This is a genomic window from Billgrantia sulfidoxydans (assembly GCF_017868775.1).
Classification (GTDB): Bacteria; Pseudomonadota; Gammaproteobacteria; order Pseudomonadales; family Halomonadaceae; genus Halomonas; species Halomonas sulfidoxydans.
The window spans coordinates 3,720,697-3,744,629 of record NZ_CP053381.1; the positions used below are offsets into that span (position 1 = coordinate 3,720,697).

General features: G+C 67.4%; 24 protein-coding genes. 8 read left to right on the plus strand and 16 right to left on the minus strand.

Annotated elements, in window-relative coordinates:
• Nucleotides 1-25: 25 nt before the first annotated feature.
• The 8 genes from HNO51_RS17170 to HNO51_RS17205 all read right to left on the minus strand — a co-directional run bounded on the left by HNO51_RS17170 (nt 26) and on the right by HNO51_RS17205 (nt 6,861).
• Complete coding sequence (locus HNO51_RS17170) at nt 26-1,006, minus strand: lysylphosphatidylglycerol synthase domain-containing protein (RefSeq protein WP_209537974.1); 981 nt, start codon at nt 1,004-1,006, stop codon at nt 26-28.
• Nucleotides 1,007-1,024: 18 nt separating this feature from the next.
• A complete protein-coding gene (gene clsB, locus HNO51_RS17175) occupies nt 1,025-2,224 on the minus strand; it encodes a cardiolipin synthase ClsB (RefSeq protein ID WP_197448465.1) in 1,200 nt (399 codons plus the stop codon).
• Nucleotides 2,221-3,009 carry an endonuclease/exonuclease/phosphatase family protein gene (locus tag HNO51_RS17180; RefSeq protein ID WP_234283711.1) on the minus strand — a complete coding sequence of 263 codons (789 nt, stop codon included), beginning with the start codon at nt 3,007-3,009 and terminating at the stop codon, nt 2,221-2,223. Before HNO51_RS17180 ends, clsB begins: the two co-directional genes overlap by 4 nt.
• 165 nt (nt 3,010-3,174) lie before the next feature.
• Nucleotides 3,175-3,531, minus strand: coding sequence for a hypothetical protein (locus HNO51_RS17185; RefSeq protein WP_197448466.1), 357 nt, complete (start codon nt 3,529-3,531; stop codon nt 3,175-3,177).
• Nucleotides 3,528-4,820 (minus strand): M20/M25/M40 family metallo-hydrolase, encoded by a 1,293-nt coding sequence (locus HNO51_RS17190; RefSeq protein WP_209537975.1) that lies wholly within the window; start codon nt 4,818-4,820, stop codon nt 3,528-3,530. Before HNO51_RS17190 ends, HNO51_RS17185 begins: the two co-directional genes overlap by 4 nt.
• A gap of 183 nt (nt 4,821-5,003) precedes the next feature.
• Nucleotides 5,004-5,840 carry a PRC-barrel domain-containing protein gene (locus tag HNO51_RS17195; protein WP_209537976.1) on the minus strand — a complete coding sequence of 279 codons (837 nt, stop codon included), beginning with the start codon at nt 5,838-5,840 and terminating at the stop codon, nt 5,004-5,006.
• Nucleotides 5,841-5,969: 129 nt separating this feature from the next.
• Nucleotides 5,970-6,440, minus strand: coding sequence for a DUF3618 domain-containing protein (locus HNO51_RS17200; protein WP_197448469.1), 471 nt, complete (start codon nt 6,438-6,440; stop codon nt 5,970-5,972).
• A gap of 94 nt (nt 6,441-6,534) precedes the next feature.
• Nucleotides 6,535-6,861, minus strand: a complete 327-nt coding sequence (locus HNO51_RS17205; RefSeq protein WP_197448470.1) for a thioredoxin family protein — start codon at nt 6,859-6,861, stop codon at nt 6,535-6,537.
• Between the two features lie 155 nt (nt 6,862-7,016).
• Here HNO51_RS17205 and HNO51_RS17210 point away from each other — a divergent pair, with 155 nt between their 5' ends.
• Nucleotides 7,017-7,670, plus strand: a complete 654-nt coding sequence (locus tag HNO51_RS17210; protein WP_242597143.1) for a DUF1499 domain-containing protein — start codon at nt 7,017-7,019, stop codon at nt 7,668-7,670.
• Nucleotides 7,655-7,795, plus strand: coding sequence for a DUF1499 domain-containing protein (locus tag HNO51_RS21080; protein WP_242597144.1), 141 nt, complete (start codon nt 7,655-7,657; stop codon nt 7,793-7,795). Before HNO51_RS17210 ends, HNO51_RS21080 begins: the two co-directional genes overlap by 16 nt.
• A 68-nt stretch (nt 7,796-7,863) precedes the next feature.
• On the opposite strand, the gene blaOXA is transcribed toward HNO51_RS21080, so the two are convergent.
• On the minus strand, nt 7,864-8,658 hold the full coding sequence (gene blaOXA, locus HNO51_RS17215) for a class D beta-lactamase (protein ID WP_209539258.1): 795 nt from the start codon (nt 8,656-8,658) through the stop codon (nt 7,864-7,866).
• Between the two features lie 161 nt (nt 8,659-8,819).
• Here blaOXA and HNO51_RS17220 point away from each other — a divergent pair, with 161 nt between their 5' ends.
• On the plus strand, nt 8,820-9,713 hold the full coding sequence (locus HNO51_RS17220) for a LysR family transcriptional regulator (RefSeq protein WP_209537977.1): 894 nt from the start codon (nt 8,820-8,822) through the stop codon (nt 9,711-9,713).
• Here the strand turns inward: HNO51_RS17220 and HNO51_RS17225 are convergent.
• Complete coding sequence (locus tag HNO51_RS17225) at nt 9,710-10,342, minus strand: SDR family oxidoreductase (protein WP_209537978.1); 633 nt, start codon at nt 10,340-10,342, stop codon at nt 9,710-9,712. The genes HNO51_RS17220 and HNO51_RS17225 overlap by 4 nt on opposite strands.
• A 138-nt stretch (nt 10,343-10,480) precedes the next feature.
• Between HNO51_RS17225 and arfB the strand changes: the two genes are divergently transcribed.
• Both arfB and HNO51_RS17235 read left to right on the plus strand, forming a co-directional pair.
• Nucleotides 10,481-10,894, plus strand: coding sequence for an alternative ribosome rescue aminoacyl-tRNA hydrolase ArfB (gene arfB / locus HNO51_RS17230; protein WP_209537979.1), 414 nt, complete (start codon nt 10,481-10,483; stop codon nt 10,892-10,894).
• 57 nt (nt 10,895-10,951) lie between these two features.
• Nucleotides 10,952-11,962, plus strand: a complete 1,011-nt coding sequence (locus HNO51_RS17235; RefSeq protein ID WP_209537980.1) for an ion transporter — start codon at nt 10,952-10,954, stop codon at nt 11,960-11,962.
• Here HNO51_RS17235 and HNO51_RS17240 read toward each other — a convergent pair.
• A complete protein-coding gene (locus HNO51_RS17240) occupies nt 11,934-13,010 on the minus strand; it encodes a proline racemase family protein (protein ID WP_197448476.1) in 1,077 nt (358 codons plus the stop codon). The genes HNO51_RS17235 and HNO51_RS17240 overlap by 29 nt on opposite strands.
• A complete protein-coding gene (locus HNO51_RS17245) occupies nt 13,007-14,143 on the minus strand; it encodes an alcohol dehydrogenase catalytic domain-containing protein (RefSeq protein WP_209539259.1) in 1,137 nt (378 codons plus the stop codon). The genes HNO51_RS17240 and HNO51_RS17245 overlap by 4 nt, the downstream gene beginning before the upstream one ends.
• A 427-nt stretch (nt 14,144-14,570) precedes the next feature.
• On the opposite strand from HNO51_RS17245, the gene HNO51_RS17250 reads away from it, so the two are divergent.
• On the plus strand, nt 14,571-15,482 hold the full coding sequence (locus HNO51_RS17250; protein ID WP_209537981.1) for a diacylglycerol/lipid kinase family protein: 912 nt from the start codon (nt 14,571-14,573) through the stop codon (nt 15,480-15,482).
• Between the two features lie 13 nt (nt 15,483-15,495).
• Here the strand turns inward: HNO51_RS17250 and HNO51_RS17255 are convergent, their stop codons facing one another.
• Together HNO51_RS17255 and HNO51_RS17260 are read right to left on the minus strand one after the other, a co-directional pair.
• Entirely contained in the window at nt 15,496-15,984 is a 489-nt protein-coding gene (locus HNO51_RS17255) for a metallophosphoesterase family protein (protein WP_197448478.1), read from the minus strand.
• A 153-nt stretch (nt 15,985-16,137) separates the two neighbouring features.
• Entirely contained in the window at nt 16,138-16,560 is a 423-nt protein-coding gene (locus tag HNO51_RS17260) for a CBS domain-containing protein (protein ID WP_197448479.1), read from the minus strand.
• 232 nt (nt 16,561-16,792) lie between these two features.
• Here HNO51_RS17260 and HNO51_RS17265 point away from each other — a divergent pair, with 232 nt between their 5' ends.
• Nucleotides 16,793-18,364 (plus strand): alpha/beta fold hydrolase, encoded by a 1,572-nt coding sequence (locus tag HNO51_RS17265; RefSeq protein WP_242597146.1) that lies wholly within the window; start codon nt 16,793-16,795, stop codon nt 18,362-18,364.
• Between the two features lie 29 nt (nt 18,365-18,393).
• Here the strand turns inward: HNO51_RS17265 and HNO51_RS17270 are convergent, their stop codons facing one another.
• Nucleotides 18,394-19,677 carry an acyltransferase family protein gene (locus tag HNO51_RS17270; RefSeq protein ID WP_197448480.1) on the minus strand — a complete coding sequence of 428 codons (1,284 nt, stop codon included), beginning with the start codon at nt 19,675-19,677 and terminating at the stop codon, nt 18,394-18,396.
• Nucleotides 19,678-19,843: 166 nt separating this feature from the next.
• Between HNO51_RS17270 and HNO51_RS17275 the strand changes: the two genes are divergently transcribed.
• Nucleotides 19,844-23,470 (plus strand): S41 family peptidase, encoded by a 3,627-nt coding sequence (locus HNO51_RS17275; protein WP_209537982.1) that lies wholly within the window; start codon nt 19,844-19,846, stop codon nt 23,468-23,470.
• 33 nt (nt 23,471-23,503) lie between these two features.
• On the opposite strand, the gene HNO51_RS17280 is transcribed toward HNO51_RS17275, so the two are convergent.
• Complete coding sequence (locus HNO51_RS17280) at nt 23,504-23,845, minus strand: antibiotic biosynthesis monooxygenase family protein (RefSeq protein ID WP_197448482.1); 342 nt, start codon at nt 23,843-23,845, stop codon at nt 23,504-23,506.
• Between the last annotated feature and the right edge of the window lie 88 nt (nt 23,846-23,933).

Here is a 23,933-nt window from a genome sequence, read left to right on the forward strand (position 1 = left end):
ATGCCCACCGGTCACCCCTGGCATGTCAGCCGCGCTGCCTGGCCTCCTCCCGCTTCCGCCGCCTGCCCTTTCGCTCCAGCATCAGGTACCCCACGCAGGCCACCAACAGGGGCAACAGGAAGTAGAGGGCGCGATAGGCGATCAGGGCGGCGAGGATCTCGCTCTTGGCGACCTCATGTTGCAACAGCGCGAGGAACACCGCTTCCAGCACCCCGAGGCCGGCGGGAATGTGCGTGATCACACCGGCGATAGCGCTGATCAGCAGGATGCCGAGGATGCTGGGAAAGAACAGCCCCTGCGGCAGCAGCAGGTAGATCAGCATGCCCATCAGTAACCAGTTCGCTGCTCCCAGGGCCGCCTGCATCAAGGCCAACTTGAGCGGGGGCAGCACGACCTCGTGGCCCCGCACGTGCCATACGCGTCGCTTGGAGAAGCGGCAGGCGGCCAAGTAGGCGAACGAGATACCCAGCAGCCCGAAACCGATGAGCTGCAACCCCGTAGCGCCGATTTCCCAGGACGACGGCAGGCCGAGCAGCCGAAAGGAGAAAACGGTGCCGGCGAGGATCATATAGCCCAGCCAGTTGGCGATCAGGCTGACGCTGAGTATTCGCGTCACGGTGCTGACGCCGAGTCCCAGGCGGGTGTAGAGGCGATAGCGCATTGCCAGCCCCCCCACCCAGGCGCCGAGGTTCAGGTTGAAGGCGTAGCACACGGAGGCCACCAGCAGGACGCGCCAGGCCGGTAGCTCGTGGCCGGTGTAACGCTTGCCCAGCAGGTCGTAGCCGCTGAAGGCGGCGTGGCTGGCCGCGGTAATGCCTACCCCGGCCAGCAGCAGCAGGGGGCTGTAGCTGCGCAGGGTCTCGACGACTTCGGGCCAGTCGACGTTGCGCGCCAGCGAGAACAGCAGCACCGCGACCAGCACGAAGAAGGCCAGCGTGACGCCACGCTTCAGCCAGCGGCGCCAGGTTCGGGATGGCTTGAGCCTGTCGATGACGGATACCTTCATGGCGTGACCTCGCAGGCCTCAATCCAGCGCCCGCTGCCCCGGGCGCTGCTTGGGCGTCAACGGTTCGAGCCGGGGTGTGTGGCCGGGGCTCCAGCCCGCGCTGAGGGGGAAGTGGCGCAGGAAGTGGAAGCTCACGAACATCAGCGGCGCCCGCCACCAGCGCCCCTTCTCCGCGGCTTCGGGCGTGATCAGGCGGCAGCTGTTCTCGATCAGCTCGGTCAGGTGCTCGTGGATCTGCCGGTTGAGGCCGGTATCCCGGATGAACAGGTTGGCCTCGAGGTTGAGCGAGAGGCTGAGCGGGTCGAGATTGCTCGACCCCACCGTCGCCCAGTCGTCGTCGGCAATGGCGATCTTGCCGTGCAGGGGATGTTCCTTGTACTCGTAGATGCGAATGCCATCCTTGAGCAGATAGCTGTACAGCGAGCTGGAGAACATCCGTGCCCAGGGCATGTCGGGGCGGCCCTGGAGAATGAGGATCACTTCGACGCCCCGCCGCGAGGCGTTACGCAGCTCACGCCAGAGGTGGTAGCTCGGGAAGAAATAGGCATTGGCGATCATCAGCCGCGTCCTGGCCGTTCGAATCGCCTCCAGGTAGTGGTCTTCGATGTCGGTACGATGCTGGTCGTTGTCGCGGATGGCCAGGTGCATGGCGGCTTGCCCGTCGGGCGAAGTCTCGACGAGTGTCTGCGGCAGCCCTTCTACGGCCTGGTGCTCCAGCAGCAGTGCCGTGGCGGCACGACGGATATCCTCGACGATCGGCCCGCGCACGCGTACGCCGTAGTCCTGCTTGCCCATGGTGTATTTCTCGGGCAGGTGGTCCCAGCCGAAGTTGATCCCGCTGATGTAGGCCACCTCGCCGTCCACCACCACGATCTTGCGGTGCAGGCGACGGAACAGGTTGGTACGCACGCCCAGGCGACGCGGCCGCGGGTCGTAGATATGCATGTTCACACCGGCCTCGGTCAGCTCGGCAATGTACTCGTCGCCCAGGTCCGCCGTGCCGTAGCCGTCCACCGTGACCTCGATGCGTACCTCCCGGGCCGCAGCCTCGAGCAGGGCCTCCTTGAGTGCCTGGCCGACCTCATCGTCGAAGATGATGAACGTCTCGATCAGGATTTCCCGGCGCGCCGAGCGTATCGCCTCGAACACGTCGGGAAAATACTGGCTTCCATTGATCAACAGCTCGGCTTGATTGCCTTCCTTCCATTGGAATTTCACAGGCCTATCTCTGCAATGAGTGGAACATGGTCGGAGAGATGCGACCACGGCTTGCGATAGAGGGCTCTCGGGTTTCGGCACGTGGCATTGCGCACGTAGATGCGGTCCAGGCGCAGCAGGGGCCAGTGCGCCGGAAACGTCTTCGCGGGGCGCCCCCGGCAATTCGCGAACGCCTCGCGCAGGCCGCATTCGGCCAGTACGCCGTCGGCCTTCAGGCGCCAGTCGTTGAAATCGCCGGCGACGATGACCGCATCATCGCCGGGCAGCGAATCCATCAGCTCGCACAGCAGCCGCAACTGCTGCAGGCGGTGCCGTTGGCGCAGGCCGAGATGGACGCACACCGCATGCACCGTCGCCTGCCCCGGAACCGCCAGCTGGCAGTGGAGGAGCCCCCGCCGCTCGGTGCCGTGGATGGAGACATCCCGGTTCTCGTACGTGAGGATCGGGTAATGCGACAACAGCGCGTTGCCGTGGTCGCCGTCGGGGTAGACGGCGTTGCGGCCATAGGCGAAATCGGGCCACATGGTATCGGCCAGGTATTCGTACTGCGGCACACCCGGCCAATCGCGAAAGCGCAGGGGATGTTTCCTGTGCTCGCCGTGCACCTCTTGCAGGAACACCAGGTCGGCCGAGAGGGTGGTCACGGCGTCGCGCAGCTCCGGCAGGATATGACGCCGGTTGAACAGGTTGAACCCCTTGTGCACGTTGAGCGTCATGACCCGCAGCGACTTCACCGGTGCTGTTTGCTGCAGTTCCTGTTGCGGCTTCCGTTCCGTCACACTCACTGCCGATATCCTTTTCCCGTGTTCTGACGAGGCGTATCTGGCCGCCCGGTCAAGGAAAGCTTAGCAGTTGAAGGAAAGTTAAGCGTAAGGCCGGCGGGCTTTTCCCTGTGCTTGCGCCGGCTGGGAATTGCCGGTCGCGGCGCCCTGCTCGATCCGCTGCGCCGGTCATGAGCCCGGGCCGGCGCCAGGCCGCTCGGCCAGCGCGCGACGGAACTCCTCGCGATACGCCTCGGCATGACGGGCCGGGTCGGCGGGGAAACGGCCCAGTTGCACGGCCAGCTCGAAGAAGCCTGGCGCCGGCAGGCCACCGCGCCGGCTGACCACCAGGGCAGCGACGAACGGCCGGCCCCGCTCGGCATCCTCGCGCATCAACGCCTCGAGCGCCTGGGCCACACGCTGGATGGTGTGCGGCGGGGTGAGCCCCAGCGCCTCGGCGAGCCCCCGGTAGGTCAGCGGCAGCGCCGAGGCCGGGGCCGCCTCGAGCAGGCGGCGGGCCGGCGCGGCCAGCAGGAGAGCGGTCATGAGGGATGCTTCTGCCGGACGCCTCGTGGCGTGCGCCTGTCGCCCTCGTCCTCCTCGGGCTTGGCCGAGCCCTGGTGCGTCAGGCGTTCGGCCTGGTCGAGCCGCGGGTGGTTGTCGAGGAACTCGCGATGCGGGTCGGGCAGGGCGTCCAGCGCCTGGAGCGTGCGGGTGAGGACGTGGATGGCGGCAAGCACGTCCTGGGTGTTGCCGGTCTCCGAGATGGTATGCATGTTGCGGATGGGGAAACCGATGGAGGTGGCGGCGCAGTCGATGGCGGCCAGCACACCGGCCATGCCGTCGGTGCCGGTGTCGGCGCCGACGATGTCACGCTGCATGGGGATGCCGTGCTCCCGGGCCGTGGCCTCGATGATGCGATTGAGCTGCTCGCTGGCAATTGCGCCCACCGACAGGGTGAAGCCCCTGCCCATCTCCAGCGGTTGCATGCGCCGTTCGCCGATGCCGGGTGCGGCCACGTAGTCGTGGTTCACGTCGACACCGATCACCACATCGGGCCTGAGCTCGCCGGCCAGCACGCGGCTGCCGAAGCGGCCGATCTCCTCGTAGCTGGCGATGGCAAACAGCACGCGTACCTTCTCGGTGCCGCCCGCCTCGGCGATCAGCCGCGCCACTTCGGCGGTGACGAAGCAGCCGAGCCCGTTGTCCAGGTAGGCGCCGTAGAAGGTGTCGGGGCTGAAGCCGTGACGGATGGGACGGTCGAAGACGATCGCGTCGCCGGGACGCACGCCCAGGTTGAGCACCTGCTGCTTCTTGTTCTCGCCGTGGATCAGCAGGTCGAGGTAGATCTGCTCCTTCTTGATGCCCTTGCTGCCTTCACGCTGGGCGGCGTCGGAGAAGTGAATGGCCCCCAGCGCCTCCACCGTGCCGCCCTGGATGATGCGGTAGCGCCCCGGGACCTCGGGGTCCTCGCTGAACAGCTTGACCTCGTGGCCGACCAGCACGTTGGGCAGGAAGGCGTCGGTATTGATCCAGATCTTGCCGTCATCGCCGATCGAACGCACCTGCATGCGAATCTTGTCGGCATGGCCGATGAGCATCACCTTGAACAGGTCGTCGCGGTCCGGGTGGGTGTCCCATACCACCCCGGCGTGCCCCTTGTACTGGTGCATGTGCCAGCCCTGCGGCGCGAAGCGCTCGAAATGGGGCTTGAGCACGCCGTAGGTCATCGCGCCTTCCAGCCCCACGGGGCTGGGCGCATCCAGGATCCGCCGCATCAGGGTGAACTGCGTCTCCGGCATGGGCTCGGCCCAGGGCGTGTTCGTCTCGCTCATGTGGCTTCCTTTCTCGTATCGGGATGATGTCAGCGTAGTCTGCCAGACCTCGCCCCGCATGGCCCGGCGGGGCGGGCCGCGACACGGCACAGCGGCGCCCGTTCCGGCCGGGCAAAGCGAAGGCAAGACCAGACGGCCTTGCCTTCGTTAGCGTCACCCGCGCTGCTCGTGCCAGCGGAGGGCTCAGCGCTCCGTCGCTTCGGACAGAGTCATGTCGCCGTCGACTTCGCTGTAGCGGTCCTCGTCGTAATCGGAGGACAGGGCATCGAGCTCCTCCTCGCCGATGCTCTGCTGCAGCACCAGTTGCTCGCCTTCGACCTGCATGTCGGCCAGCGGCAGGGCGACATCGGAGCCGCCGAAGATCCAGAAGCCGCCCACCGTGACGACGACGTGCAGATCGCCGCTGTCGTCGTGACGCAGCACGCTTCTGGCTTCACCGATCGTCTCGCCCTCGGCATTGACGATGGTCATGCCTTCGATCTCGCTGACCTGCATGGAAGCGAGCGTCGAGTCGAGCGGGGCCTCCTGCGGGCCACTCTCCTCGAAGCCCGCCTCGTCATCGCCCTCGGCCGCCTGCTCGTCCTCCTGGGCCTGGTCGCCCTCGGTGTCTTGCTGCTGGGCATCGGGTTCGGCTGACGTCGCCTGCTCGCCCGGGTCGGTCTGCATTTCCTCGTCGTCGCCGGCCGCCTCGGGCGCTGCGTCGGCTGGCGCCTCCTCGCCGTTGGTCTCGGCCCGATCGCCCTCGTCGCTGGCCTCCTCGTAGTCCTCGGCATCGACGCCGTCGTCCGGCAACTCCTCCTCGCTTACCGAAACGTCGGGCTGCTCGCCCTCCTCGGCCGCAGCCTCCTGCGCCTCCTCGGGCCGCTCGCTCTCCTCCTGGGCCTGCTGGGTCTCGGTCGCCTGCTCTTCGCTCTCGGCGGTGTCACCGCTGGTCGCGGTCTCGTCGTCTTGGGCCAGGGCGCCACCGACGAGTCCGGCGGAGATGGCACCGATGGCGATCGCCAGTAATGTCCTTTTCATGGCGCTTACCTCCTTGGGTAGCCTCTTCCCTCAAGATTAGATGGCCCCTATCCCGAACGGCCAGAAACACAACGAATCAAAACGTAACCCAGAGCAATCCGATGTCGCCGACCACTGGCGGACCCAGGCTCATGCCCCGGGATAGACGTACCCCTGCCACCCCTGGCCGGTACCGAGATGGGTGGCCTGGCCGACCACATCCGGCCGATGCGTCGAGTGCACTCCCCGCCCCTGCTGGGTGCCCAGGTGGGTGGCGACCATGCGCTGAGGTGCCTCCTGGCGGGCCGGTAGCGTCGAGTCCGCTCCGTCCGCACCCGCACGCCCATGCGAGCCGGCGCGCAGTTGGGAGGCGACCAGCCAGCCCAGACCGATGCCGGTCACCAGCACCGGCACGGGATGTTCGCGAATCGAACGGCCCAGGCCGGCGAGAAACCCCGGCCTCGCACCGTGACGGCTGGGCAAGTGTGCGGCGACGCTCCGCCTGAGCCGAGCCGGCGAGAGGCGGCGCTCGAGTTCATGCAAGGTGTCGTCGAGGTGGGCCCGGGATTGACGAATGTCGGCCTCGAGCTCGTCTACCCGGCGTTGCTGATAACGGCTCATGTTCACGCCTCCTTGGCTTCGCCGTTGGTGATCTCCCTCGTCTCAAGCTGGCTGCCCGTGCTGGCCTCGTCAAGTCGCTGGCCGCCGCGCCCGTTCATGCCACCACGCGCGCGAGGGTCTGCTCGATGGCTTCGCCACTGGCTGGGCGCACCAGCCGTGCCACCTCTTCGCCGTCAAGGAGAAACACCAGGGTCGGCCAGAGCCTGACGCGAAATGCCCGCCCCAGACGCCGCCCCGGGCCATCCTCCACCTTGAGGTGGTGCACGTCGTGGCGCCGCGCCAGGGCCTGCTCGAGCCCGGGTTGGGCGATCTGGCAATAGCCGCACCAGGGAGTACCGAACTCGAGTACGGTGACGCCCGCGAGGGAGCACACCTCCTCGAGACTGGGCGCCGGCGCCATGTATTCGCTCTGCATGGTCATGCTTCGTCCTCCTCGGCCTCGGTTTGCCCAAGCCTGAAGTGAACGATAGCAGCCACCGGCCCCGGCGGGATGTTGCAAAATGCATCCCGGATGCGGCAGGCCGCTGCCCGCACGGATATGCTAGAGATATCGTTCTGCCGCTAGCGGAGGGATCCATGTCCGTACTGAAACGCCAACACCGCCAGCGCGGCGGGCGATGGCCGTCACGCATCGCCGGGTTCGGCGTCCTGCTGCTGCTGTTGGCCGCGCTGGGGCTGGCCGGCGCCGGCCCCGCCTATCGGCTGGAGCTGCTGACGCTGGGTGCCGCCTTCAACGTGCTGCGTTTCGGTGCCCTGCTGGGGCTGGCCGCCATTGCGGTCGCCCTGCTGGCGCTGTTGGTGGCGTTGCTGTGTCGCCGCAGGGGCGTCGTCTGGTCGGCGCTATTCACCATCGCGGCAACCATTGCCCTGCTGGCAATTCCCTGGACCTACTGGCAGCGCGCGCAGTCGGCACCGCCCATCCACGACATCACCACCGACATGGAGGACCCGCCGGCATTCGTGGCCCTGGCCCCGGAACGCGAGGCCGCGCCCAACGCCGTCGACTACCCCGGCGAATCGTTCGCGCGCCGTCAGCGCGAGGCCTATCCCGACATCCAGCCACGCCACTTCCCCCTGCCCCTGGCGACGGTACGCGCCGCCGCCGAAGCCGCGGTGCTGGACATGGGCTGGGAGATCGCCGACATCAACATCGACGCGGTGGATACCATCGAGGCCACACGGCGACCACGACCTGGTTCGGCTTCGAGGATGACGTGGTGGTACGCCTGACCCAGCAGCCCGACGGCATACGGGTCGACGTGCGCTCGGCCTCGCGCCTGGGGCGCGGCGACGCGGGGGCCAATGCGCAACGGATTCGCGACTACTTCGAGGCGCTGGAGCGACGCACCGGCTGATGCCTCGCCCCGTCGCCGACGGAGCGGCTCCCGGCCGGTCCCGCTTGCCGGCCGAGAGCCCGTGAGGCTCATGCCTCGGGCGGCAACGCCTCGATGGTGCGCAGTGCCTCGGCGACGATGCCCTGGCGCTTGGGCAGGTCGGCCATACGGTTGGGCGTTTCCATGTTGAGGGCGAAGAACACCGGGCCGCTGGGGCGCTCCACCCAACCCACCCACCAGCCGAGCTGGCCGGACCAGCCGGTCTTGCCGCGCAGGATCCAGTCATTGCCGGCGCCGACGACCATCAGGTCCTTGACCAGCCGCTGGTCGGCCTCGTCGAACGGAAGCTCGTTGCGGTAGAGCCGCTCGAGGAAGGCGATCTGTTCCTCGGCGGAGATCTCCAGCAGGTTCTCCTCCAGCCAGAAGTGTTCCAGCCGGTCGCCGATCTCGGCGTTGCCGTAGCCGAGCCGCGCCAGGTAGTCGCGCTCGCGCTCCTCGCCCAGCTCACGGGCGAAATGCTGGTAGAGCCACACCACCGAGTTGCGCATGCCCGAGCGCAGATCCTGATCACCGTTCCACGGCGGAAACTCTCGCTCGACGCCATCCCAGGCGAAGACCTGGAATTCATCCTCCACCACGCCGGCGTCCAGGGCGAACAGGGTGTGGGGGATCTTGAAGGTGGAGGCGGGTACGAAGCGTTGCCGGGCCCGTTCGCCGTCATGCACCAGCGCGGTGGCGGCACCGTCGCGCCTGTCGACCACCAGCAGCGTGCCGCTGGCCTCGTTGGCGCGGAAGATCTCGCCCCAGTCGTCGCGTTCCTGCCAGGTCTCGGCCACGGCGCTCAAGGGCGCCAGCGCCAGCGCCAGCAGCAGGACGCCGGCCATCAATGCTTTTATGGGTGTCGTCTTCAGAATCATGGTTCCATCCACTCGTCAGGATTATGGTATTCAAGGGTTGGCGACGCGTCGGATGGCAGATTAGCGGGATGGCATGCAAGCTCACAAACCATGATATCTTGCAGGTGCCATAAACTGAGCTTGGGCTTATGACGAGACCTTACCTGCCGCTCAATGCCCTGCGTGCCTTCGAGGCCTCGGCACGCCATCTGAGCTTCACCCGCGCCGCCGACGAGCTGAACGTGACCCAGGCGGCGGTGAGCCACCAGGTCAAGCTGCTGGAAGAACGGCTGGGCACGGCGCTGTTCAAGCGCCTGCCCCGCGGGCTGATGATCACCGCGGAGGGCGAGGCGCTGCTGCCGGTGACGCGCGACGCCTTCGATCGCATGGCGAACATGCTGGAGCGGCTCGAGGGCGGCAGGGTGCGTGACATTCTCAACGTCGGGGCCGTGGGTACGTTTGCCGTGGGCTGGCTGCTGCCGCGCCTGGCGCGCTTCCAGTCCGGCCACCCGTTGATCGAGATACGCCTGTCGACCCACAACAACCGGGTCGACATGGCGATCGAGGGGTTGGACTGCGCCATCCGCTTCGGTGACGGCGCCTGGCACGGGCTCGAGGCGCAGCGGCTCTTCGATGCGCCGCTCTCGCCCCTGTGTACGCCTCGCCTGGCCGCCTCACTCGGGGCGCCGGCGGACCTGGCCCGCCACACCCTGCTGCGCTCCTATCGCGAGAACGAGTGGGCGCACTGGTTCGTCGCCGCCGGCGTGTCACGCCCCCCGGCGCGAGCCCATGGCGTCACTTTCGACTCCTCATTGGCGATGCTGGAGGCGGCGGTCCAGGGGGTGGGCGTGGCGCTCGCCCCGCCGCGGATGTTCGCTCGCCAGTTGGGCAGCGGTGAGATCGTGCAGCCCTTTGCCATTCACGCTGCGCTCGGCAGCTACTGGCTCACCCGGCTCAAGTCGCGCCCGCCCAGCGCCGCCATGGAGGCTTTCGAGGCGTGGCTGTTCGACGAGATCCATCTGGCCTACGGCCACGCGGCCTAGCTCAGCGCCTCGACGATGGGGCGTTCGCCATCGAGCAGGACGTACTCGCGGTTGAGCAGGTCGCGCGCCTGGGCCAGGTGCACCAAGGCATGGGCGACGTTGGCGCGCGAGACGCGGTTTTCGCCGCCGCTCTCCTCCAGGGAGGTGGCGACCCGCTGGGTGGCGGGCGCATCCACCAGCCGCCCCGGCTTGAGGAGCACGTGAGGCACGGCCGAGCTGCGCAGGTGCGCATCCGCGGCGTGCTTGGCCACCATGTAGGGGCGCAGCGCCTCGGGCGCCTCGAGCGGCTTTTCGGCACGCATGGCGCTGACCATCAGCAAGCGTGACACGCCGCGCTCGCAGGCCAGGTCGGTGGCGCGGATGGCACCGTGGAGATCGATCAACAGCGTCTTGTCCGGGCCGGTGTGGGGCCCCGAGCCGGCCGTGAAGACGATCTGGTCGCAGCCGTCGCAGGCGTGCTTGAAGTCGTCCTCCAGGTCGGCAACCACGGTGTCGATGCCGCGTTCGCCGAACCATGGCTGCTGTTCCGCTGCGCGAACCATGGCCCGGATGGGTAGGCCCACGGCCTGGGCCAGCTCACAGAATTGCCGACCGATCTGGCCGTTGGCTCCGATTACCAAGGTGGTCATTCGCGTCTCTCCCGCCGTCGGCATCGTGGCTTTCCGGCAGCCTAGCCGATGCCGGCGCGGGCCTCCAGGCGGCCCGAGGGGGGACGGTGTGCTAGCCTGTGACGCTGCCAGGCGACCCATCAAGCGCACGAGGCCGACATGCTGCGACTCAACCACCACGTGGAACTGCCCGACCACGAGATCGAGATCACCCAGATCCGCGCCCAGGGCGCAGGCGGCCAGAACGTCAACAAGGTGGCTTCCGCGGTGCACCTGCGCTTCGACATTTCCGCGTCGAGCCTGCCTCCGTTCTACAAGGAGCGGCTGCTGGCGTTCTCCGACCAGCGCATCACCAAGGAGGGCGTGGTGGTGATCAAGGCCCAGAGCCACCGCACCTTCGAGCAGAACCGCGAGGATGCCCTGGCGCGCCTCAAGGCGCTGATCCTGGAGGCGGTGAAGACGCGCAAGGCACGCAAGCCGACCAAGCCGACCCGCGCCTCACAGCGCAAACGCATGGATCGCAAGACGAAGAAGGGGCAGACCAAGGCGCTGCGCAGCAAGGTGAAACCGTAAGGAGGCGAGGCTGCTAGGCTTAACGCCATAGCATGCCCTTCGCGCCAAGGAGCTCCCATGCCCACGCCGTCGAGAACCGTCTCGCGACCGCTGAATCCCGCGCTGGAGCGCCTGCATCTGGTATGGGACCTGCTGGTCATGGTGCTGGTGGTGGCCAACCTGACGCTGCTGCTATTCGACAGCCTGTTCCTGCTGCCGCCCGTCAACGATGCCTTCGCCGCCGTGGCACCGGGGCTGCACGGCGCCTACGACCGCCACGTGCACGCCAACTTCATCGAGATCGACCTGGTCTTCGTCGCCGTCTTCGTGCTCGACGTGCTGCTGGGCTGGGCCGCGGCCATCGCCGAGCGCCGCTATCACCGCTGGTTCTTCTACCCCTTCGTGCACTGGTACGACGTGCTGGGCTGCATCCCGCTGAGCGGCTTTCGCCTGCTGCGCATCCTGCGCGTCATCTCGCTGCTGACCCGCCTGCAGCGCCTGGGCCTGATCGACATGCGTCGCTGGCAGCTCTACGCGTTCTTCGCCAAGTATTACGACATCCTGATGGAGGAACTGTCCGATCGCGTGGCGCTACGCCTGCTGGGCAACATGCAGGAGCAGATCCGTTCCAGCGATTCCCTGTCGACCCGTGTCATCGACCGGGTGGTGATGCCGCGCAAGCAGCAGTTGATCCGCGAACTCAGCCAGCGCCTGGAGGAGATGACCGGCAACGCCTATGCGCGCAACCGCGAGGAGACGATGCGCTACGTCAGCGCCCTGGTCGGCCGCACCGTGGCGGAGAGCCAGGAGATACGCCGTCTGCGCAGGCTGCCGATGGGCGATGCCGTGGCCCGCAGCATGCAGTCGAGCCTCTCGGAGCTGGCCTGCCGCCTGGTCCACGAGGCCATGGAAGGGTTGCGCTCGCCGGAGTTCACCGCCCTGGTGGAACGTCTGGCCGACAGCGGCTTCGATACCTGGCTGCAGGTCGACGAGCACACCGATCGGGTGACCGAACAGGTGCTCGTCGACATGCTCGAACTGATGAAGGAACAGATCGCCGTCAAGCAGTGGCGGCGTCGCTACGATTGACCGCCACGGGATGACGATCACTGAGAATGTGGTGCACGCCGCCACAATCCACCATCGGGTCGTCGCAGTTGACCACGATCTCCGAGCGCGCCAGCACGTAGCTCTTGCCGGTAATGGTGTTCTCCACCACCTGATGCTTGCCGCCGGCCTCGCGCACCGCGACGACTTCGCCGATGAAGCCCGTCTCGCGCAGGGAGACGGTCTCCAGCTTGTCGCCGGGCTTGATGGTGCCCTCATAGTGCATCAGCGCCAGCCGCGCCGAGGTACCGGTACCGGTGGTGCTGCGGCAGATCACGCCGGGATGCACGTAGGTGGTCGAGCGCGAGCGGTAGAAGTCGTCGGCAATCTGTTCCACCGGCCCCATGAAGTGCAGGAACGGCAGCGGCCCGACGTCGCCCAGGGTGTAGTGCGAGAAGCCGCTGTGGGCCTGGATCGCCTCGACGATGCGATGCGCGCACTCGGCCAGCGCGCGCTCCTCCTCGCGCTTGAGCGAGAAGCCGAGCTCGGTCGCGTCCACCAGGGCATAGAACCCGCCGCTGTAGGCGATGCTGTAGGTCACGTCGCCCACGCCGGGCACGTGGATCTGCGCCCGGTGGGTGTCGATGTAGCTGGGCAGCCCGCCGCAGGTGATCGCCTCGACCACGCCGTTCTCGACCCGCGCTTCGATCTGCACCAGGCCGGCGGGGGATTCCAGCGTGAAGTGCTGGATCCCCTCGCGCTTGGGAATCAGCCCGGTTTCGAGCAGCGCCGTGGCGGTACAGATGGTGTTGGAGCCGGAATAGACCGGGTAGCCCATCACTTCCATGATGATGTAGCCCATCTGTGCCTGGGGATCGCAGGCCGGCACGATCAGGTCCACCGACATCTCGGGGATGCCATAGGGCTCGTTCAGCAGCAGCTTGCGCAGGCCGTCGGCGTCGTTCTCCAGGTACTCCATCTGCTGGCGCACGGTGTCGCCGGGCAGCGGGTCGATGCCGCCGATCACGATGCGGCTGACGTCGCCGCCGGCATGGGTGTCGAGCAACTGCAGGGTGAGTTCGTGGCTCATACGTTTTCCTTGAGGGCGAAGGGCGCGCCGTGCTCGGCCCACTGGGAATCGGGCACGATGACGATCTTGCCCAGGTAGTTGCTGCCGCGATTGACGAAGTAGCGCTCCGCCTCGTGCAGCTCGGAGAGCTTGAAGGCCGCGTGCAGCACCGGCTTGAGCTGACCGCCGCGAATCCACTCGACGAGCTGCTCGGCCTCCTCGCGGGTGCCGTGGGAGACGCCGAAGATCTGCACCTGGTAGAGGTAGATGCGGGTCCACATGATCTCGCTGAGGTTGCCGCCGCTGGCGCCGGCGATGGAGAGCCGCGGGTAGGTGGTGCGCGCCTTCATGTCGCCGATCATGGTGTCGATGAACAGGTCGGTCATCTGACCGCCGACCAGGTCCATCACCGCATCGATGGGCGCACCGCCGGTCGCGTCCAGCACGCGCTCGACGAAGGTGGAGAGATCGCCGCGGTCGATCACCGCCTCGGCGCCCAGCGCCAGCAGCGCCTCGGCCTTGTCGGGCTGGCTCACGGCGTAGGGGATCGCGCCGACGATGCGGCACATCTGGATCAGCGCCGCGCCCACGCCGCCGCTGGCGCCGCTGACCAGCACCCGCTCCCCGGCCGCGACCCTGGCCGAGGTCATCATGTGGTAGCCGGTCTGGTAGGAACACATGCCCATCGCCGCCAGCTCGGCGTCGGCGAGCTCGGGGTTGGGCACGTGGTGGAACTGGTCCGACGGCACGGCGACGTACTCGGCGTAGCCGCCATCGGCACCGTGGCCGTAGTAGTCGGGGGTCAGGTTGATGTCGCGGCGCTCATCGGCGTAGAGGTTGAAGTCGAGCAGGCCGCGCTCGCCGATGCGCGCGGCATCGACGCCCTCGCCCACCGCCACCACGCGCCCGGCCACGTCGGCGCCCTGGATGCGCGGAAAGGTCAGGGTCGGCTCGCCGCCCATGGCGAAGGAGGTCACCTCGCCCTTGTCCTTGGTCGGGTAGAGCCCCTCGCGGGCCTTGCGGTCGGTGTTGTTCTTGGCCGTGGCGGTGACCTGCACCAGCACCTCGCCCGGGCCCGGACGGGGGGTGGCGACGTCGTCGCGATACACCAGCTTGTCGATCCCGCCGTGGCCGGTCAGGACCATGGCGTTCATGGTGGCCGGAATGGTCGGTACGTTCTCTGTGGGCACGATGGTCCTCCTGGCTGAGCCTCGTTGGCGGTTACCTGGCTCTCCACGCCTGGCCGAAGCCTCCCCTGCCCTCGTCGCCGCGCGGCCCCAGGCAACGACATGCCGAAGAGCCAGCGCGCGGTTCGCGCCGACCGGGGTCGAAGTGCAACGGGGGAAACGAATGAGGTGGGGCAGCCTGTCCGGCGTGTCGATATGGGCAGATTGAATCATGCCCTGCCGGGGGCTGCATACCGTTGATGATTGGGTATTTTTTCTGTTTTGGGCGGCTGCGACTGGGGATTCTTTCTTTCCCGCCGACAGCGAGCCGAACCGGCATCACCTAGGCTAAGGCGCGGCAAGCGCTCGCTCGCTATCCTGTCAGGAGGAATTGCCCAGGTGTAAGGAGACACCGATGAACCACTGGCTGATGGCCAATACCGCTGCCGGCGACGGCAGCCATGACGCCGCCTTCTGGCGCGAGCACCTACGGGCAGCCGGCCTCGACACACTACGGGTGCGCGACATCGCCGAGACCGACTGGCATCGCCAGGTCGCGCCCGGCGATCGGGTGCTGGTCGCCGGCGGGGATGGCTCGGTCAACCTGGCGGCGTCCATCTGTATCGAGCACGGCGCCGTGCTGGGCGTGCTGCCCTCGGGCACGGCCAACGACTTCGCCCGCAATCTGGGGCTGCCCGACGACCCCGTGGCCGTGTGCCGGGTGGCGCTCGGGGCGCACACGGCCAAGGTCGACGTGGCCTGGATCAACGGCCAGCTCTATCTCAACGTTGCCCACATCGGGCTTGGCACCGTGCCCGCCCGGGAGGCCTCCCCACGTGAGAAGAAGCTCCTGGGGCGCTTCAGCTACCTCGTCACCCTGGCCAGAAAGCTCGGCGTACAGCGTGGCTTTCAGGGGCGCATCGAGGGCGACGACCAAGCCGTCGAGGGACGCTGGCTGACCATCGCCATCGCCTCGGGGGCCTATTTCGGTGGCGGCCACGGCATCGCGGGTGCACGTATCGACGACGGCCAGCTCGACATCGTGGCGGTGCGGCAGCGCGCCTGGTTTCGCCTGCTGCTCTCCTACCTCGCCACGCGCCTGCTGGGACACCCACCCCAAGGCGACGACACCCTGGTTCACCTGCGCTCGCCCCAGTGTCACGTGCAGCTTCGCCATGCCCGTACACTCACCGCCGATGGCGAGACCCTGGGGCGCATGGCCAACGTGTCGGCCTTTACCCGGCGCGCCGTGCTGGAGGTCGCCTGCCGGGGCGTGGTGGGGGCCAACGACAGCACCCTGGCGGGGGAGATCCGCGAGACCTCCTGAAGGCGGGCCGGCCCTAGAGCGGCAGGTGCAGTATCGCACCGCGCAGGCCGCGCGAATCGGCCCACAGCTTGCCCAGGGTGATCGGCAGCCGGAAGCGGCGCTTGCCCGCCGCCCCGGGGTTGAACCACAACCGCTGCCGTTGCCACTCATGGCGCGGCTTGTGGGAGTGGCCGTGCAGCACGGCATCGCACGCGGTGGCCGGGTCGAAATCGGCCAGGTCGTGAACCAGGTGCAGGCGCCAGCCGTTGACGACGAGATCCCGGCGCGGCGGCAGCGCCTCGGCCCAGCCGGCCGTGTCGATGTTGCCGCGCACGGCGTACAGCGGGGCCAGCTCGCCCAGGCGTTCGAGTATCGCGACGTCCTGCGGCTTCGCGCCCACGTCGCCCAGGTGCAGGATCAGCTCGCAGCCCGTCAGCAGCGTCAACGCCTCGTCGCGCAGCAGGCCGTGGGTATCGGAGATCACGCCGATGGGCGTGGCGATGTCGAGGCGAACCTGGGCCATGGGGATTCTCTTGCAGGAGCCTCCCCCACGCTAGCGCATCGCCGATGCCGCGTCACGAACGCAGAAGGGCATCGCCGTGGCGATGCCCTTCTGCGTTCATTTTGGATGCTGCTTCTCGTGGGAACGCCGCTTCTCCAGCGGTGGTAGGGTGGCTCAGTGATAGTGCTTGCTGCAGTTGGCGATCTCGCGCGCCATCTGGTCGTCCTCGCAGCGGTCGGCGATATCGCTGAGCGTCACCACGCCGACGAGACGCTTGTCGTTCTGGTTGTTGAGCACTACCAGACGTTGCACATGCTGCTCCTGCATGTTGCGCAGCACCTCCTTCACGTCCTGTTCCTCGAAGGCATAGAGCACCTCCGAAGTGGCGATGGAACTCGCCTTGTCGTCGGGGCTCTTGCCTTCGGCGAGGGCGCGAACCGTGAGGTCGCGATCGGTCACGGTACCTACGATACGGTCCCCCTCGACGAGGGGCTCGAAACCGGAATTGTCCTTACGCATGCGCTCGGCCACCTGGCGAATGGTGGCGTCTGCCGGGCAGTAGTCCGGGCGCTGGGTCATCACTTCGCGAACTTGCATCTCGCACCTCCTGTCATCCACGTATCGCACGGCCGAAGCCGCGCTGCTTCCTGCTTTGCAATGTCTTACCGTAAGAAAATAGCTGCCTGCCATGGAGGCTTCAAAACTCTCTCTGTCTTTGTTTATTGCCGTCGGTTAACTCGAGTTGTCCGGTTTGACGCCTTTCGGTCGAATGCTAGCTTGACTAACGAAGCCCAACTCAGCCGCATAACGACAATTCTTGGGGACGACCATGAAAAGAAGAGATGCCAAGACCCGGTGCCTGCCGGGTGCCTTGCCGCTTGTCTTGCTCATGGCCCTGTCGGGACCGACTCGAGCCCAGTCGGACGAAGCCCCGGCGGCGCAGGAAATACCACGCCTCGAGTCGACGGAGTGCGCCACCGAGGCGCTCACCGAGATGGGCGCAGAGTGCTACACCTTCCATAGTGAGGAGAATTGGAGCGCGCCAAACGGCAATACCGTCAAGGTACCGGTAGCAGTGTTCGAGCCCCCGGCGGGTGAGGCGGAAGAGATTCCTGTCTTCTTCTTTCCCGGCGGCCCTGGCTACTCTTCGCTAGGTGAGCGCGAGTACATGGAGCAATTGCGCAAGGACATCGGCAAACGCACCCTGGTGACGATGGACAATCGTGGCTTCATCCATGCCGAACCGGCGCTGGAGTGCCCCGACTACGCCAAGGTTTCGCCATATCACAACATCATCCATACGCCTGCGATTACTGCCTCATTGGATCCCATGGAGCGCATGGAGGCCATTACCGGGGTGGTGAGCGACTGCTACCGCAAGCTGGTCGATGAGGGTATCGACGTCAGCCAATACAACGCCCATGCGGTGTCGCGCGACGTGGACGAGATTCGCCAACTGCTCGGCTATGAGCGAATCGATGCCTTCGGCTCCTCGACCGGCAGCGGCACGGTAGCCTCCTTCATCCAGTACTACCCAGATAGCATCCGCGCCGCGATCCTCGGCTGGGCCTGGTACAACCATCTGCGCAACCGCTCGCCGGTGGACGAACTCTATACGGCCAAGCAGTCGTTCACCGATGTCCTGGCCCTTTGCGTCGCCAGCGACGAAGACTGCCGGGAGCTGGTGCCGAACTGGTTCCAAGCCATCGACCGCGCGCGCCGCACGCTGGATGGCAAGCCCTTCATCGCCAAGGTGGCAACGGCGGACGACGGCGAGACGACCCTCTACTTCGACGGAGCGGCCTTCCTCGATACCCTTTACCTGACGCTCGCCTCCGACTATGCCGAGCTACCGAGCCTCATCGCCGATGTCGAAGCGGGCGACTACTCACGACTGAACGACTTCTTCCGCATCGACGATTACGATCCCGAGCCCGAAGCGCCCAACTATGCGCTGGGCTACTTCCTTGCCCACGTATGCAATGACATGGGCACGAATCGCCCTAGCGTGGCCGACTCCACCGCTGCCGTGGCCCGCGAGCCCGCCGTGCTCGGCTTCGAGCCGCCGTGGTTATGCGCCTGGTGGGGCGAAGATGGCGATGTGCCCCCCGAGCATAATGACCCACCCGTCGCCGAGACGCCGGCCTTGGCGCTGCATGGCCAGATGGACCCATGCTGCACGACTCGCTGGAGCGAACACCTGGGCCGTACCATGCCCAACCTGCAGTACGTGGTGTTCCAAGGGCTCGGCCATAGTCCCGTAAACGAATGCCGCTCGCAGATGGTCAGCGCCTTCCTCGACGACCCGATGGCCGAGGTCGACGACAGCTGCAAGGATGAAGTCGCGCTGGAGCCTTGGGTGATCGAGCCGCCGGATGGCGCCCAGAGCGGAGATACGTGACGTCCCGCTGGTCTTGCCACGGGCGGCACTCAGGCCTGCCGATGGGCCCGCAGCAGCCAGGAGGCCATGGCCACCAGCGGCAGGCCGACGAGTGCACCGGGGTAGGCCCCGAGTAGCAGGCTGACCCCCAGGCCGGCCAGCAGCGCCGCCCCGCCGGCCGCGATAGACGGCGTTCCTTGCGCAGCGGCGACTGCCTGCCGGCGGTGGCGCTCGAAGGCCGCCACCGCGACCAGTACCGGCGCGATCACCAGCGCACACAGCCCGATCCACTTCAGGCGGCCCAGCCAGAAGCCGGGCTCGCTTGGCATGCCGGCATCGAGGGGCCAGCCGAATCGCTGGCCCAGCCAGGCCGCCGGCAGCTCGGCGAGCTTGTGCCACAGATAGAGCTGCAAGCCCAGCGCGCCGAGCAGGGCCATCGAACGGCCCAGTCGTCGACGCTGCAGAAAGGTACGCACCGGCGTTTCGAACAGCACCACCCCACCCGCCTGCAGCCACATCACCCCCAGCAGGGCGAGGGTCGGCGGCAGCAGGTTGGTATGCCCGCCAAGATTTCCGTTGACCATCGATACCGGATAGCCGACGGCTACCGCGACCGTCAGCCATGCCAGCCCGAGCAGGACCAGGCCGACGCCGACACCTCGCCCGACAAGGCGACCGTTCCACCAGGCGATACCAAGCTGCTGCGCAACCAGCCAGACCAGCACGGCATTGCCCCAGGCGAAGCGATCGTGTTGCGCGGTCACCGAGCTGCCGAATCGGGCCAGCTCGACGAACGAGCCGGGGCGAGCACGCAACGCATCGACCGCCAGTATCAACAGCACCAGGCCGAGCACCGCGCCGATCCCCCAACGCTCGTCCGCCCGTACGCTGAGCGGCAGGACCAGCTGCACGCCCAGCAGTATCAGCAGGAACCAGAGATGTACGGTAAGCGAGTGGTTGAGCGTTTCCAGAATGCCTTCGCGGGTAAGCAGCGAGAGCAGCACGAGCCCCGCCAGCACGGCCAGGTAGGTCAGGGTGGGCCGCGCCAGCCCCAACCCCCGCTCTGCCCACCACTGCAGATGGGGCTCGCCGTCCCGCCGGCGCTGCCGAACGCCGTCGACGCTGACCGCCGCCGAGACGAAGACGAACAGCGGGACGACCTGCGCCAGCCAGGTGAAATAGTCCGCCGGAGGCCAGGCATCGAGTATGTGGGCGGTACCCACCAGCCTCTCTGACTCGAACCGGGGCAGCGTCGCCACCCAGTGCCCCAGCACCACGACCAGTAACGCGAGCGTGCGCAGCGCATCGGGATAGGGGTCGCGTGCGTTGTCCACCTTGCCCTCCTTGTCGAGCGGATAGACGAAACGCCCGCCTTCGCCAGCAGCCTAGACGACGCCGGCTCGGCCGGCCAAGGCACGTGAGCACCGTTCGATCCACGATGGGTTTGTTGCTACGTTGGGGAAGCATGGCCGGAAAGCATGGCATCGCTAGAGGATTAGTATGAGGAAGGGACTAACCCATCACGCCCGTGCGCCGCACAGCGCAGCGCGTCGGCCCTCGCTGTGGATACTCGTGGCGGGCCTGCTGGCCTGCGTACCGGCGCTGGCCAAGGCGCAGTCCGGCCAGGTCGGGCTGCCGCGCTTCCCCTCGATCAGCCCCGACGGCTCGACGCTCATCTTCAGCTGGCGCGGCGACCTGTGGCGAGCCTCGAGCGAGGGCGGCGAGGCGGTGCGCCTGACCCGCCACCAGTTGGACGATCTGCACTCCAGTTGGAGCCCCGACGGCGAGTGGATCGTGTTTGCCTCGATGCGCGACGGCTACCTCAACCTGTGGCGCATGCACCGCGACGGCAGCCAGCTCACGCAGCTCACCTACGGCGATCAGCACCTGCGCAACCCCTCCTTCGGCCGCGACGAGAACGGCGAGCCGGTGATCACCTTCTCGGGCATGCTCGAGGCCGATGTCTATCGCGACCAGCGCCCCTACCGGCTCTCTCCGGACGGTGGCGAGTACACCCGGCTGCACGACGCCTTCGGCTCCGAGCCCCAGCTCTCGCCCGACGGCCGTCGCGTCGTCTTTACCCGCGGCGGTGCCTACCATGACTGGAACCGGCGCCACTACCGCGGGCCGGACGCGATGAACGTGTGGCTGCACGAGCTCGGCACCGAGCATTTCGAGCCGCTGACCGAGCGCGACGGCGATGACGGGATGGCGCGCTGGGTCGACGAGGACACCCTGCTGTTCATGTCCGACCGCGAGGACCAGACGGTCAATCTCTACCGCATGGAGCTCGACGCCGAGCGCAGCATCGAGCGACTCACCGAGTTCGACCGGCACGACCTGCAGTACTTCGACGTCTCCCGCGATGGCGGCACCGCCGTGCTGCAGGTCTGGGACACGCTGCTGACGCTCGACCTGGAGGCGCCGGACGCCGAGCCCGAGCCCATCGCCCTGCGCGCGCCCGACGACGGCCGCGATAACCACGCCCTGCGCCGCATCGACCGCGACGTCAGCGAGGCGGCCCTGAGCCCCGACGGCCAGACCATGGCCTATATCGCCTATGGCCGCGTCTACGTGCGTCACGTCGACGAGCAGAGCCCCACCCGGCCGGTCACGCCGGGCACCCACGCCAGGCACCACAGCCTGGCCTGGTCGCCCGACGGCCTGCGCCTCTACTTCGTCAACGACGCCGACGGCAGCGAGTCGATCTACCAGGCGCAGGTATCGCTGACCCGCGACGAGGTGCGCCGCAGCCATGAGCGTCAGCGCGCGCGCAGCCGTGTCTCGGCGCACCACTGGGATGGCGACCCCAACGTTTCCCTGGCCTCGGCGAACCCGGACGTCGCGTCCGAGCCCCCCGAGTCTCCCGAAGCGGACTACGACCCCGACCTGGCGGTGCGCGGCGAGGAGCCCGAGGATCCCTTCGCCCCGCAGGATCCCGGGTTCATCCTGGACCCGGTGGTGATCCCGCAGCCCGGCGACCCCACCGACGTGCCGCCGCCCACTCAGGAACCCCAGGCGGAGGTCGAGAGCATTCCCGAAGAGGAGCTGGAGGAGGAGCCGCCCGACGCGCTTCCCGCCGGCCGCGACCCGACGCGCTGGCACGATGCGATCCAGTTCGACATCAGTCCCGTGGTCGCCGAGGACAGCAACGATCGTGACGTCTCGCCATCCCCCGACGGTCGCTCCCTGGCCTTTCGCCGCGGACGCGGCGACCTGGTGATCCTCGACCTCGAGAGCGGCGAGGAGCGCACCCTGGTCGAAGGCTGGGACAGCTTCATGCACTGGCGCTGGTCCCCCGACAGCCGCTACATTGCCTACTCGCAGAACGACCTCGACTTCAGCGCCAACGTCTTCGTGGTGCCGGCGGATGGTTCGCAAGCGCCGGTCAACATCACCCGCCATCCGCGCAACGACCTCAACCCGCGCTGGTCGGCGGACAGCCGCAAGCTGACCTTCATTTCCAATCGCTCCGGCGAGAACTACGATCTCTACCGGGTCTACCTCGACCGCGAGATCGAGACCTACACCCCGCGTGAGCTGAGCACCTATTACCGCAACGCGCGCGAGGAGGCACGGGGCCGCGCGCCGCTGCCGGTGGAGCGCGACCGCGAGCCAGAAGCGACGCGAGACGCCGTCGAGCTCGACCTGGAGGACGCCTGGCGGCGCATCGAGCGCATCACCGCCACTCCGGCCCACCAGACGGCCAACGAGATGACGCCGGGCGGCGACCGCTACGTCTTCAACGCCGGCAGAGAGGGACTCGTGGCGATGGACTGGGACGGCAGCGACCGCACCCGTATCGGCCCCAGGGCCAACGTTCAACAGCTCAACATCACCGGCGAACAGGTGGTCTACATCGTCAACGGCCGCGTCGGCGTGGCCAACCTCTCCGGCAGCGGCTCGCCCCGCTACCTGGACATCTCCGATCGCTTGCGCATCGACCTGCGCCGGCAGGCGCTGCAGAAGTTCCACGAGGCGGCCCGGGTCATCGGCGAGAACTTCTACCGCACCGACCTGAAGGGTCTGGATTGGCCCGCCGTTGTCGCCGAGTATGCGAGCCTGATTCGCCGTGCTCGCACCTCCAGCGAGTTCAGCGACATCACCAACCGCCTGATGGGCGAGCTGGCGGCGTCACACATGGGCGTATCCAATCCCGGCCCGGTGTCGGCGCTGCGCGAGCCCTCGGGGCGGCTGGGCATCGAGTCCGAAAGCATCGTCTCGCAGCAGGACGGCCGCCTCGGCTATCGGGTCACCGAGGTGATACCCGACGGGCCGGCCAGCCGCGGCCCCATGCCGCTGGCCCCGGGCGACATCATCACCGAGATCGGCCTGCGGCCCTTCGAGGAGAACGAGACCCTGCTGCAACGGTTGCGCGGGCAGGTGGACCAGGAGGTGATCGTCACCTTCGACCGACCGGGCGACGACGGCTATACCGAATATCGCACCATGCTGCGCACGATAGGGCTATCGGAGCTGGCGCGGCTGAAGTACGACGCCTTCCGCGAGGAGAGCCGGCGCCGCGTCGACGAGCTCTCCGACGGACGGCTCGGCTACCTACATATCCAGGCCATGAACCAGACCTCGCTGGAGGGCTTCCAGGGCGACCTCTACGCCGCGGCGGAAGGCAAGGACGGCCTGATCATCGACGTGCGCAACAACGGCGGCGGCAATACCACGGACCGCATCCTGACCTCGATCATGGCCGGCGAACACGCCTACACGATCCCCGCGGGCGCCGACCGCGACGCCACCGGCCACTACCCCCAGGATCGCCTGGACGCGCCGCGCTACACGCTGCCGATCAACATGCTGGCCAACGAGAAGAGCTACTCCAACGCCGAGATCCTGGCGCACGCGTTCATCACGCTCGATCGCGGCACGCTGGTCGGCCAGCAGACCTATGGCGGGGTGATCTCCACGTTCAGCCACACCCTGATCGATGGCGCCACCGTACGCCGCCCTTTCCGCGGCTGGTACCTGCCCGACGGCACCGACATGGAGCACAACGGGGCCATGCCGGACCTGCTGGTCGAGCAGACGCCGCAGGACGAGGTGGCGGGCCGCGACCGTCAGCTCGAGCGGGCAGTGAGTGACCTGCTCGAGCGAATCGATGCCACGCAATGAGCCCCGCCCCGGCGCCCCGCCTGCCGGGGCGGCTCAGGCCTCGGAGTCGCTGCGATCGCCGAGCCCGTAGTCGCGCTCGACCCTGGCGATGCGTACCTGGAAGGCGGCGTACCAGTCGTTGCGCCCGAGACGCTGCGCTTCGCGGTGCTCGACCTGCTGCTTCCACTGCGCGATCGCCTCCAGGCTCTCCCAGTAGGACACCGTCACGCCCAGCGTCTCGCGCGCCGATTCCAGGCCGAGGAAGCCCGGCTGCTGGGCGGCCAGTTCGGCCATGCGCTCGGCCATGAGGGCGTAGCCGTTGTCTCCCGCCGTGCGCAGCGAGGTGAAGATGACGGCGTAATAGGGCGGCTCGGGGGTGTTGGCGATGCGGGACATAAGGCCTCACGGACGTCTTTGAGGGTAGCGGGGATTTCTTCTGGCCCCATTCTCGGAGAGTATAAGCGCGCGTGCGCTTCGCACGCTG